Raw genomic sequence first — 12,746 nt, 5'->3', positions numbered from 1 at the left:
GTTACGACTGAGGTTATCTCAGCTCATAGTTCTCAAAAAATGCAATTTGATCAGGCTTACTGAGCGCTTTAGGTCGCATTGCTTGTACTTTTTCTATTGCTTCAGCTTTGCTGTAGCCCAACTCAACGAGCAAAATGGCTATCATTAAACCTGTGCGACCAGAGCCTCCCTTACAATGTACTGCGACAGTTGCCGATGTATTCAGTAAAGTCAGCAGCGCTGATTTTTGCTTATGCCAAGCATCAAAAAATCGTTCATCAGGTCCTTTATCATCAGAAATAGGCAATTGAAACCAAGTGATGTTTTGGTTAGCACAGACTTCACCCAGCGTTAAGGCACTATTTTCAGCAAGCTCTTCATCCGACATCAGCGTCACAATGGCACTGGCACCAGCCGCTTTTAATTGCGATACAGAATCGACTAAGTTCGCGTCTTTTATTCCTGGGCAAGGTGTGAACAAAAAACTAATGTCGTTTTTTACGGTTAATTTATCAAATGGATGTAAAGACATACTCTTTCCTATCTAGAGTTATGGGCAACAAGCTGAAATACGGGCTGGTCTGTCACCCATTTTATTTAAGCGCGCTAAATCATTTGCTAAAAACTCAGGGTTATTCTCCGTGGTGCTGCTTAGTACAGTTTTAGCCCACTCAGGAAGTTCGCTATTTATGCTATAGAAGACCCATTGACCCTGACGCTTGTCGGTAAGTAGTCCGCATTTTCTAAGCTGAGCTAAGTGACGCGATATTTTGGGTTGGCTTTCTTCAAGTGCTGCCATTAATTCACAGACACACAGCTCTTGCTCTTTCTCTATAAGAAGCAAGCTTTTCAAGCGAGTTTCATCGGCAAGACATTTATAAAATTGTACAGGTTCCATAATTTTCCTAAGCCTTGGATAGCAAGCTTTAACTCGTTAGTTTTATTAAGAAGCTTACTAAAACAAAGAGCGCTTTTATTTGAGCGACAATTGAATATATGAAAAATCATATATTCAATTGTGTTTTCCAGCAAGATTTTACTGATAAATGCAGTCAGTTTATTCTTATATGTAATGAAATGGACTCAACAAGCTCAAAAGCGAACAGTTCCAATTGCTATTAATTGATAAATAAGCAGATGAAAATTAATGAGGTTTAAATTATTGTATATTGAATTCAATTTTTGGGGCGACGTATGGAACCAGACTATACGCAATACACTTACAGGGAGTTACTTGAGGCCTTAGAAGGCATTGATAAAGAAGCGTACCCAGAGCGGGTTAAAACATTGGAGTTACGACTTAAAACTTGGTCTGAAGAAACGGTTCTTACAGCAAATCGGCCAAATAACAACCTAACAGGGGGCATTGCTATGTTTATTATTTCAGCGTATTTCACATGGGTGCTGTTCACTGAAGGAATAGATAAAGCTAAACTTTTTCTTGCGCCTTTTATCTTGGTCGCAACGCCTTTCACCTATTTACAGCAAAGACGAAAGTATCAGCGACATAAAGACGATTATTTACGGCTTGATAAACAAGGTGTCAGTCTAAAGCTTGCCGCAACTGAGCACTTTCTACTTTGGTCAAATGTTCGCAGTGTAATTTGTTCTGTGAATAAGTCTCATCAGGCTTATTTCTTTGAAGCAGATAACAGTCAACATTCATGCTCTTTTGAAGCGCGCGAATTCGAGATAGATGAAGACGCAGTCTTTGATTTTATTTCTCAGCAATCCAAAAAGCATAATTTTTTCATGAAGTCCGATTAGCGCAGGTTTCTCAAGATTTGTTATGACTGAATAATATTATTGGTGCCAAATTGGCACTAATGTTTTTAATAATTGCGTGTTTTTCTGCACAGATATTCTCCGTACGATCACATTAATCACTTTTATCGGAGAATGTCATGAACAAACTTAGCTATACACTTAGTGCAGTTGCTTTAGCCTTAGTGCTGAGTGGCTGTGGTCAATCGAATGCACAACAAGGCCAACAACCGCCGCCAATTACCATTGATGTGGCAAATGTCCAATTAGAGGAAGTTCAGTCTTGGCATACGTTCACGACTCGCTTAGAAGCACCTGAACGTGTTGTGCTTAAACCACGCGTATCTGGTCAGCTTAAAAGCATGGCATTCAAAGAAGGTGAGCGCGTTGAAAAAGATCAATTACTTTTTAGCATTGACCCTCGTCCATTTGCAACTCAAGTTGAAAGCTTGAAAGCACAGCTTGTAAGTGCTGAAGCAGCGTTAAGCCAAGCGCAAGGCGAAGCAGAGCGCGCACAACGTTTGGTTGCTAAAAATGCCATGTCGACAGAGCAAGCAGATCAACGTGATGTGACTTTACGCCGCGCCATTGCTAATAAAAATGCCATTGCCGCACAGCTTGAAAAAGCGCAATTAGACCTAGAGTTTAGCCAAGTAACCGCGCCTATCAGTGGCGTTATTTCTCGTGCAGATGTTACTCAAGGTAATTATGTGAGTGCGGGTGATACAGCCCTTACAACCATTGTTTCTGATGACTTGGTTTATGCGTATTTTGACGTAGACGAACGCACTTGGAGCAAGCAGTTCTCTGGCATGAATGCAGATACTGGCGTGATGGTGCAATTACAAGCTATCAATAGCCAGCAGCCAATTGCAGGTAAAGTCGACTTTATTGATAACGAAATCAACCCAACAACTGGTACGTTGCGTGTTCGTGCAGTTTTTGACGCGCAAGCGCATAACTTAAAGCCGGGTGCATTTGCACGCATTTCAATGGCTGCACAAATGCCAAAAACCTTGGCAATTGTACCGGAGCGTGCAATTGGTACCGATCTCAAAAACCGCTTTGTTTTAACCGTCGATGAAAATAACACCTTGCAATATCGCTTGGTTGAGCTCGGTGAGCGATACGGGGCGTATCGTGCCATTAAAAGTGGTTTAGTACGTGGCGACCGCATTGCAGTAAATGGTCCTGCACGCGTTGGTCCAGGTATGCCAATTACACCGAATAAGGTGGCATTTAATTTTGAGAACACTCAGTTTGTTCTTAAGTCTACAAATACCTCAAGTGATTTATTAGTTAGCGCAGCGAAGTAGAGAGTATTATGAACTTTTCACACTTTTTTATCTCAAGGCCTATATTCGCGGCCATGCTCTCTTTGATCTTCGTGATCACCGGAGCGATTTCATTGTTTCAGCTACCAGTAAGTGAGTATCCAGAAGTGGTGCCACCTACAGTTGTGGTAAACGCAACGTATCCGGGTGCTAACCCAAAAGTTATCTCACAAACGGTTGCAACGCCCCTTGAGCAAGAGCTCAATGGCTTAGAGAACATGCTTTATCACTCGTCTCAAGCTACCAGTGATGGCCGTTTAACCTTAACGGTGACATTTGCACTAGGGACTGATCTTGACCAAGCGCAAGTACAAGTGCAAAACCGAGTGAATAACGCCTTGCCGCGTTTACCACAAGAAGTACAGCGCCTAGGTGTAACGGCACAAAAGTCGTCGCCAAACTTGGCTATGGTGGTGCACTTGGTTTCACCTGATGGCGCTCAAGATACAGCTTATATGGCGAACTATGCAGATATTTATATCAAAGATGAACTTAAGCGTTTACCGGGTGTGGGTGACTTACAGCTATTCGGTGGCTCAAAATATTCAATGCGTGTGTGGTTAAATCCAGATGCATTAGCAGCACGTAACCTCACAGCGACAGATGTAATGGGCGCTTTGCGCACGCAAAACCAACAAGTGGCAGCAGGCTCTCTAGGTGCACAACCTTCGCCTGAAGAAAACCAGTTTCAAATTCTGTTAAACGTGAAAGGGCGTTTAGAAAGCATCGAAGAGTTTGAGCGAGTCATTATCAAAGTGGGTGAAAACGGTCAGCTTACGCGTCTTAAAGACATCGCTAAAATTGAACTGGGTCAAGAGAACTACGCACTGCGTGCCATGCTAGATAATCAACCAGCACTTGCTATGCCTGTATTCCAACGTCCTGGCTCAAACGCAATTCAGTTGTCGGATGATGTGCGTGAAACCATGGCGCGTTTGCAGCAAGATTTCCCTGCAGGTATGACGTATGAAATTGCTTATGACCCAACGGTTTTCGTACGCGGCTCAATCGATGCCGTGATTGCAACCCTAGCTGAAGCGATCCTGTTGGTTGTTGTGGTCGTAGTGTTGTTCTTACAAACTTGGCGCGCCTCTATTATTCCTCTAATTGCTGTGCCAGTTTCATTGGTTGGTACTTTTGCCATCATGCAATTACTAGGCGTGTCTATTAATACCTTGTCGCTGTTCGGTCTTGTGTTGGCAATCGGTATTGTTGTGGATGATGCCATTGTTGTGGTTGAAAACGTTGAGCGTAATATTGCCGATGGTCATAGTCCATTTGAGGCCACTAAAATCGCTATGAGCGAAGTAACTGGCCCAATTATCGCGATTGCGTTTGTACTGTGTGCGGTATTCATCCCTACGGCGTTTATTACCGGTCTTTCAGGACAATTTTATAAGCAGTTTGCATTAACCATTACTATCTCAACACTTATTTCAGCGTTTAACTCATTAACGTTATCACCTGCATTGTCGGCAATTTTATTAAAGCCACATGATGCACCACAAGATAAGCTGACAAAATTACTGAACGCGTTATTCGGTACTTGGTTATTCAAACCATTCAATCGCTTATTTGATAAAGGCGCACAAGGCTACGAAAAAGTCGTGAAAAAGCTGATCCGTATGAGTGTGGTTGTCGGTGTAGTGTATCTTGCTCTGGTTGGCTCAACAATTGGCTTATTTAACTCTGTACCGGGTGGCTTTATTCCTCAGCAAGACAAGCAATATTTAGTTGCAGTGGCACAACTGCCTGATGCGGCAAGTCTTGATAGAACTGAAGAAGTAATTAAGCAGATGCAAGAGATTGCGCTTGAAGTACCGGGCGTTGCGCATACGGTTGCTTTCCCTGGTTTATCGGTAAATGGCTTCACCAATAGTACCAATAGCGGCATTGTGTTTACGCCACTGGATGATTTTAGCGAACGTAATGACCCTAGCTTGTCGGCCTTTGCCATTGCAATGCAATTAAACCAACGTTTTGCTGCAATTGATGAAGCGTTTGTGGCTGTATTCCCACCACCGCCAATTCTGGGTTTAGGCACAACGGGTGGCTTTAAGCTTCAAATTGAAGACAGAAGTAACCAAGGGTTTGAAGCGCTGTTTGCTGCACTGCAAGCAACCATTGGCGCTGCACAAAAAGACCCTGCACTCATGGGCTTATATTCAAGCTTTAGAATTCAAGTACCGCAAATGGACATTAACATTGACCGTGAGCAAGCGCTAATTCAAGGCATTCCGTTAGACGAAGTATTCAACGCACTGCAAGTCTATTTGGGTTCTGCATACGTCAATGACTTCAATATGTTTGGCCGTACATATCAAGTAAAAGCGCAAGCTGAAGCGAAGTTTAGGTCGAAGAAAGAGCAGATCAACAACTTAAAAGTGCGCAATGCTGCTGGTCTCATGGTTCCTCTAGGTTCAGTAGTGACTGTAGAAGAAACCACAGGTCCTGATCGTGTGATGCACTATAACGGTTATGTTACCGCTGAATTGAACGGTAGTCCTGCACCGGGTTATAGCTCAGACCAAGCGCAACAAGCCATTGAAGCGGTCCTGGCGAAAACACTGCCAGAAGGGATCACCTATGAGTGGACTGAGGTGACGTATCAACAGATCTTAGCGGGTAATACCATGGTGTATGTATTCCCACTGGTGGTTGTATTGGTCTTCATGGTATTGGCAGCGCAATATGAAAGCCTACGTTTGCCATTGTCGATTATTTTAATTGTACCAATGACGATTTTCTCAGCGCTGGCAGGTGTTTACATGCTCGGTGGTGATAACAACATCTTTACGCAAATTGCTTTGATTGTATTGGTTGCGCTGGCTTCTAAGAATGCAATCTTAATGGTCGAATTTGCCAGAGATAAGCACTTACAAGGTGCAACGCATCTAGAGGCGATTATTGAAGCGTGTCGTTTACGTCTTCGTCCAATACTGATGACATCAATTGCCTTCACGGCAGGTGTTGTACCTCTGGTACTGGCATCAGGCGCAGGGGCTGAAATGCGTCAAGCAATGGGTAATGCAGTATTCTTCGGCATGATTGGTGTAACGGTATTTGGCTTGTTATTCACGCCAGTATTCTATCGTCTAGTAACGGCTAAGGAGCAATAAGATGCGCGTATTTAAAATGACGTTATCGGGCATCGCTCTGGCTGTGTTGGCAGGATGTGCAAGTGCCCCAAATATTGACCAAGCACAGCAAACGTCGCAAACCTTCAGTAATGCATTAAACACACATGTGTTGTTATCTGAAGTGGCGAAACAAAGCGAACAAAACTGGTGGCAGCAACTGAACATCGCTGAGTTAGACCAACTTGTGGTTGATGTATTGGACAAAAACCAAAATTTGAAAGCTTCAATGGCGCGTTTGCGCGCCGCCCTTGCTGGGTTGTCAATGCAGCAACGCGCAAATCTGCCGCAAGGTGGCTTAGCGGTATCTGGTAACCGCTCTAATACGCCTAGTAGCACAAATCCAAACGCAGATGTTGTGAGTTCAGCAACCGCGGGTGGTAACGTGAATTGGCAACTGGACTTGTCGGGTCGCATTGCAGCACTCACTTCTGCGGCAGAAGCGGTTGCAGTTGATAGCCAAGCGCAATATCAGCAGTTACTGACTGAGCTGGTTAGCACGTCTGTTCGTAGCTTTTTACAATGGCAGAACTTACAACAGCAACAAGCATTAACCTTTAATCAATTAAAAGCACTCGAAGACTCGATGGAAATCATTCAAGTGCGTATTGAAGAAGGCATAGCGACAGAGCTTGAGTTAAATAGAACACGTGTGCAGTACTATGAGCTCAAGCAACGATTACCTCAAATTGGTGTTGAACTTGCCCAAGTTGAGCAAATTCTAAGTGCATTAACCGATAAACGTGCCGATGAACTTAGTTTCACTGTGTTGAGTCAAACAGACTACGATGCACTTAATTTAACGGTGAATGTGCAATCGGCAGATGACGCAGTCATGCAACGCGGTGATATTCGTTCAGCGATGGCTAAAGTGCATCAACAAGGTTATTTGGCACAAAGTGCAGAGCGTGCGCTGTATCCAGATATTAGCTTATCGGCCTTTGCTGGCGTATTAAATATGCCGGGTATGAACTTCAATAATACCCAATCGAATTGGCAAGTTACGCCAAGCATCAATTGGTCTTTATTCAGTTACCCGCAGTTATTAGCTCAACTTGACGCTCAAACTGCATTATCAGAAGCAAGCTATCACAGTTATAAGCAAACTTTGACCGATGCATTGTCGCAAACTGAGTTGTCTTTACGTGCTTTACAACATGCTCAGCAGCAGTTTGCACTCTCTACGCAAACTGTAAAAGCCGCGCGTGCTGCCTATCAACAAGCTGAAGCGGGTTATCAAGAAGGGCAATTAGCCTACCTTGATTTACTTGCAGCAAGACAAGATGTTCTCAGTGCTGAGCGCAGCCAAGTTTTGATCCGCAACCAGTGGTTAAGTGCTTCTGTTACAGCTTATAGCCAATTGAGCGGTGGCTGGTCATCAAAATTAGTATCTAACCTTTAAAAGAGGAGGCCTCATGTACAAGGATAACAACAAAATGAATGCATTGGAGTTACGCCAACATGGGGCTGACTTCGATTTGAAAATGACACAGCTCGATTTGCCGATTCCTAGAGGCAATGAGCTATTGATAAAAGTAGAGTATGTCGCGTTAAATCACTTAGATGCCAGCTTTGCTGTAAAAGGTTTTAGCCAGTGGCAATATCCGCATATTTTGGGCTCAGATGCTGTGGGTACGGTTGTTGATGCACCAAAAGGGGTATTTCCGGCTAAAGGCGCACGGGTTTTATTTCATGCGAACCTTGCCCAGCAGGGCATGCTAAAGCAATTTACTGTTATGCCAAATCATGCGGTTTCTGAGTTACCAGAGAAAATCGAAAGCGAATTAGCCGTGGCATTGCCAAACTCGGGTATGGCGGCATTGCTTGCACTTGAAAAAATTAAGCTGCAAGAAGGGGATACACTCGCAATCAACAGTGCACAAGGTGCAGTGGCTCATTTTGCGATCCAGTATGCAAAAAAACAGGGAGCACAAGTATTTGCGTTTGCTCAAAAGGCGCATCATAAACGTTTGAAAAAACTGGGTGCTGACTTTGTGTTTGATTGCAGTAAAAAAGACGATGCAATCTGTGCACAAATAAAACATGAAATTGGTCCTGATGGCTTTGATTGTGTGATTAATACAATTGGCAAAGAAAGCGTCGTTCAAGATATTCAAAAACTCAGGTTCTGTGGGCGTATAGCTTGTTTAAATGGGTTTTCTGCGATCCCTGAAGAGCTACTATTCGAAAAAGCGCCTAATATTGGCGTGGTGTCGATAGCGGGGGCTTGGTTGGCAAATAGTTTATGTGCGCAGCAGCATTTATGTTTTATGGGCGAGACGCTTTTAAAAGACATTGAGAGTGGTGCCATACAAGCACCAGAAATAGAGTTGATTAAGTTTAACATCGAAAGCGTTAAAGACACGTTAAAGTGCCTCATAAATCAAACCTGCATCAAGCGACCGGTTGTAAAAATTACTTAATGTTACTAAAAGCTTATCCAAAATAAGCTTTTACAAAGTCGATAAATACTCTCAGTTTATAAGGCGGGTAAATGAGCTGAGGGTAGAGCATATAAAGCCCGCCACTGTCTTTTATTTTCTCTTGTTGTAACACTTCAACGAGCTGACCTGAATCTAGCTCATCTTTAACGAAATAATTCGCGATCCTGAAAAGCCCCGCGCCTTGTTGGGCGGAGCGCTTTAACATGTGGTTGTCGTTACTAGATAGCCAACCATTGACGCTTACTTGCTGGGAATTAAAAGGCCAGATGGTTTGCTCAGTCACCGTCAGGCATTGGTGGCTTTCTAAATCAACAAGCGAGTCTATTGAGCCACTTGATTTCAGGTATCTCGGTGAGGCAACAATGATATGTTCATAGTCGAACAGTTTATTGGCAACCATGTTATCTGGCGGTGATGAGGTGGCACGAAAAGCCAAATCAAAATCTTGCTGGTTTAAATTAAACGTTCGGTAACTTGAATTAATTACAAACTCAATATTAGGGTGCTGTTGTTTAAATTTATAGCAAATGTCGAAAAGAAAGGTGCTCGCAAACATTTTTGGCGCAGTGAGTCTTATAACCCCAGCAACTTGTTGTGAGTCAGTGGTTTTTTCTATATCAAACAACTGGGTTCTTATTCGCAATGCTTGTTCGTAGACATGAACACCTTGAGCGGTAAGTTTGACACTACGCGTTGTTCTGATAACTAAAGGCGTTTTTAAATGGGTCTCAAGCTGTTTTATTTTTTCAGAAAGATAACCTTTAGAGATCCCTAACTGTTCAGCGGCTTTTGTAAAGCTAAGTTGTTCTGCTAGTGTTAAAAATAGCATCAGCAACTCAACACGTTTATGTTCATTTATAATCATTACTGTTTGCTATATAAAACAATGTTTTCTTAATTATACTCTTTTATTCATGGCACAGAACAATAAACTAGTGAGACTAAAAACAAATTAAGGTGACTTGATGACGACACAGACTTTACCACTAAAAAAATATTACCCTCATGTCAGTCGCATTGCCTACGGATGTATGGGCTTAGGCGGTGAGTGGGATAACTCGGCGATTTTGAATAAAGATATCTCGCAAGCTCACTCTGTGATTGAAGCGGCTATGGCTTATGGTATTAATTTCTTCGATCATGCTGATATCTATCGAAATGGTAAAGCTGAGCAGGTTTTTGGTGAAGTGTTAAAGAAAAAACCTGAACTGAGAGAAAACATGATACTGCAATCTAAATGCGGGATCCGTTTTAAAGAAGGGGTTTTACCTGGCCGGTATGACTTTTCTGAGAAGTGGATCAAGCACTCGGTTGAAGGCAGTTTAAGACGTTTAAATACAGAGTACTTAGACATTTTAATGCTGCACAGACCAGACCCTTTAATGCAAGTTGAAGAGTTGGCTGAGACATTATTGGAGTTAAAATCAGCAGGCAAGGTCAACCATTTTGCGGTTTCTAATATGAGTCATCATCAGATTTCATATATACAGAAACATCTTGAACTGCCGATAATCGCAAACCAAATCGAAATGAGTTTAGGGAAGCTGGATTGGCTGAACGACGGTGTTATGGTGGGCAGTGCGGGCAACCATCAGGTGGACTTTGTAAGTGGTACTTTAGAATATTGTCAAAATGAGCGGATACAACTCCAAGCTTGGGGATGTTTAGCTAAAGGTCGATTCTCAGAGCAAGGTTTGCAGTCAGAGTGTCATGTGACGAGACAAACTACCAAACTTATTTTTGAATTGGCCGAAGCACATCATGCAACACCAGAAGCGATTCTACTGGCATTCCTATTAAAGCACCCGAGTAATATACAGCCTGTTATTGGCACAACTAATTTAGATAGAATAAAAGGGGCAACCATGGCACTCGATTTTGAGCTGACCAGAGATGAATGGTATAGCCTCTTCGTTAGTGCGAGAGGGCAAGCACTGCCTTAGAATGAATGAAGAGGAATTAATAAGTGCTTTCGGGTGTTAAAAAGGGTGACATAATGCCACCCTTTTAGTTTGAAACTCTCTTATAAAGAGAATGTTCTTGCTACTGACAGCACGATACGTTCATCTGCTGTATCCCAATCTAGGTTGGTGTTTTCAGCGGCCACTTCAATATTAAAACCTTCGTAGCTTGTTTGATACGCTAGACGATAGTGATGGTAAGATTTGTCAGTTGCTTGCCAGCTAAATTTATCACCATCTAACGAGTTCGAGATATCAAAGCTGGCTCTTAAATTATGGTTTGGCGCAAGCTCGACGGTGTGTGCCACCATCGCAATCGTATGGCCAGCCTCTGTTCCAAAATAATCCCAGCTATACCAGAAGTTAAACTCGGTATTACCTAGCTCATTGTTAAAACCGAACTTGGCGTATACTTCAGGGTAGTTACCGTCGCTAGAAGCGCTTTCACCATGATACGTGTAATACGCGATACCATAGTCAATGCTCCATTGGCTGTTTAATTCAGCGTAGCGGCCTACATAGAAATCCCACTCTAAGTTTGTGTCGGTACCAAAATCGACATTCGATGCCCAAGAGCCAGCATATACGCCATTATCAAATGCTTTATCAAGACTTGCTTGAATAGCAGGTCCATTATCAGTTTGGCTAACACCATTAAAAGTATAGTCAGATGCGCCTGTTACAGTTGTGCTCCAATCTGCCATTGCCAAATTTGAGCATAGCGCGAGAGAAATAAGAGATGTTTTGATCATTGTTGTCATAATTAGCTTACTGTTTCTATTTTTGTATAGTCGATTTCATTTTCTTTTGGAGAGCCTTCAATATTGGCTACGGCTTTGTATTTTTGCACTAAGATGTAACCAAAACAGGCGAAGAAAATGCCGATCACAATGGCGCCAACCCATTGGATCTGTAAAAAGTTGAGTTTGAAAAGTAGGGTCAGCAGAGACAGCGCGGCGATGTTAAGCGCGATGTATTTTGCTTTACCAAGTTTTTGAACTGTGATCCCTAAATTATCTGTATATAAACGGACAAGCGAATCGAGAGAGTTGATCACAAATACAATGCCAACAAACACCATGGCAAAATTCACTAGGCCATCTGTTGCAATGCCAGCTTCATGGTAGTGATAAAGCACTGCAAACCAAGCCGCAATTGGAATTGATGGGAATATCAACATCGCAGCGAGTACTTGATAGGTCTTTAATCCACCCACGAAACGTGAAGTAAATTGACCGATCATAATGCTCCAAGCAAACCACCAGAATAAGTAAAACTCATGGTAATCATTAATTGGTAATACAAACTGATGCATGTTGGCAAAATAGTCGCCGATTAAGGCAAAGTTATTGAAGTAACCCGAAATCGCACTGTCACCAAAAACGAAAGCATTGGCCCACATTAACCCAATTAAACCAATGAATACCCAAGTTGTGGTAATACTTAAAAAGCGCACATATTTAATGTCAGTACTTGAATACACGGCAAATGCGATGGCTGCAAATACAATGAGGTAGAAAGTCGGAATGATTGACTCACCATCACCCATACTCGGTAAGTACCAAGGCAGGTTTGAAAGTAATAGGTATGCGGTAAACGCACAGGTGCCTATGATCACAACATTATTAAGTAGTTTAACGAGAGGGATCTCGAAGAACTTTACTTTAGGTTCAATTACACAGAAATAAAAGCAGGTAAGGAAGTAGAATCCCCAGATCAAGAAACCCCAAAAACCAAACTCGATAGCAAGTGGGTTTGTGAAGCCATATTCTGGGCTTGCGTTTATGTCTGCATAACCTGCAAACTCAGTGAGTGGAAACATCACTAAGCCAACATCTAGGCCTGAAGTAAACAAGATAGCAATAAAGGTAAAGGTTTTGACCGGTGTCACACCGACCACTTCGACGTTGCCCCATTTGTAAATAATGAAAGCAATTGAAAGTAGGGTAAATAAAATGCCCGCACTAAGCCATAAGGTCATTGTCACCCTCCCAAAATAAGTAGAAATAACTCATATTTTCTCCCGTTATGATTGTTATATGTCGTTGCTCCCATTCAACCTAAACGGCACACCATGACAGCAAGGTGCAACAATTAAGTGCACCTGTGTGATACCAATCCGCAATA

General features: G+C 42.6%; 11 protein-coding genes. 6 read left to right on the top strand and 5 right to left on the bottom strand.

Annotation, left to right across the window (positions count from 1 at the left end):
* Positions 1-13: 13 nt before the first annotated feature.
* Together AAEU28_RS12395 and AAEU28_RS12390 are read right to left on the bottom strand one after the other, a co-directional pair.
* Positions 14-511, bottom strand: coding sequence for a tyrosine-protein phosphatase (locus tag AAEU28_RS12395; protein ID WP_421964396.1), 498 nt, complete (start codon positions 509-511; stop codon positions 14-16).
* 18 nt (positions 512-529) lie between these two features.
* Positions 530-877 (bottom strand): metalloregulator ArsR/SmtB family transcription factor, encoded by a 348-nt coding sequence (locus AAEU28_RS12390; RefSeq protein ID WP_421964395.1) that lies wholly within the window; start codon positions 875-877, stop codon positions 530-532.
* Positions 878-1,173: 296 nt separating this feature from the next.
* Between AAEU28_RS12390 and AAEU28_RS12385 the strand changes: the two genes are divergently transcribed.
* From AAEU28_RS12385 to AAEU28_RS12365, 5 genes are all read left to right on the top strand, one after another.
* On the top strand, positions 1,174-1,746 hold the full coding sequence (locus tag AAEU28_RS12385) for a hypothetical protein (protein WP_421964394.1): 573 nt from the start codon (positions 1,174-1,176) through the stop codon (positions 1,744-1,746).
* A gap of 137 nt (positions 1,747-1,883) precedes the next feature.
* Complete coding sequence (locus tag AAEU28_RS12380; protein ID WP_421964393.1) at positions 1,884-3,059, top strand: efflux RND transporter periplasmic adaptor subunit; 1,176 nt, start codon at positions 1,884-1,886, stop codon at positions 3,057-3,059.
* Positions 3,060-3,067: 8 nt separating this feature from the next.
* Positions 3,068-6,196, top strand: coding sequence for an efflux RND transporter permease subunit (locus AAEU28_RS12375; RefSeq protein ID WP_421964392.1), 3,129 nt, complete (start codon positions 3,068-3,070; stop codon positions 6,194-6,196).
* Between the two features lies 1 nt (position 6,197).
* The gene (locus tag AAEU28_RS12370; protein WP_421964391.1) at positions 6,198-7,616 is read left to right on the top strand and encodes an efflux transporter outer membrane subunit; all 1,419 of its coding nucleotides are present in this window, start codon (positions 6,198-6,200) and stop codon (positions 7,614-7,616) included.
* Positions 7,617-7,629: 13 nt separating this feature from the next.
* Entirely contained in the window at positions 7,630-8,637 is a 1,008-nt protein-coding gene (locus tag AAEU28_RS12365; RefSeq protein WP_421964390.1) for a zinc-binding dehydrogenase, read from the top strand.
* A 13-nt stretch (positions 8,638-8,650) separates the two neighbouring features.
* Here the strand turns inward: AAEU28_RS12365 and AAEU28_RS12360 are convergent, their stop codons facing one another.
* Positions 8,651-9,523 (bottom strand): LysR family transcriptional regulator, encoded by an 873-nt coding sequence (locus AAEU28_RS12360; protein ID WP_421964389.1) that lies wholly within the window; start codon positions 9,521-9,523, stop codon positions 8,651-8,653.
* A gap of 100 nt (positions 9,524-9,623) precedes the next feature.
* On the opposite strand from AAEU28_RS12360, the gene AAEU28_RS12355 reads away from it, so the two are divergent.
* Entirely contained in the window at positions 9,624-10,601 is a 978-nt protein-coding gene (locus tag AAEU28_RS12355; protein ID WP_421964388.1) for an aldo/keto reductase, read from the top strand.
* An 80-nt stretch (positions 10,602-10,681) separates the two neighbouring features.
* On the opposite strand, the gene AAEU28_RS12350 is transcribed toward AAEU28_RS12355, so the two are convergent.
* Together AAEU28_RS12350 and AAEU28_RS12345 are read right to left on the bottom strand one after the other, a co-directional pair.
* Positions 10,682-11,380 carry a TorF family putative porin gene (locus tag AAEU28_RS12350; protein WP_421964387.1) on the bottom strand — a complete coding sequence of 233 codons (699 nt, stop codon included), beginning with the start codon at positions 11,378-11,380 and terminating at the stop codon, positions 10,682-10,684.
* 2 nt (positions 11,381-11,382) lie between these two features.
* A complete protein-coding gene (locus tag AAEU28_RS12345) occupies positions 11,383-12,600 on the bottom strand; it encodes a BCCT family transporter (RefSeq protein ID WP_421964386.1) in 1,218 nt (405 codons plus the stop codon).
* Positions 12,601-12,746 lie beyond the last annotated feature (146 nt).

The sequence above is a fragment of the Pseudoalteromonas sp. SS15 genome (genome assembly GCF_049257195.1).
Classification (GTDB): domain Bacteria; phylum Pseudomonadota; class Gammaproteobacteria; order Enterobacterales; family Alteromonadaceae; genus Pseudoalteromonas.
The sequence above is the reverse complement of the archived record's forward strand: the minus strand, read 5'-3'. Positions and strand labels throughout refer to the sequence as shown.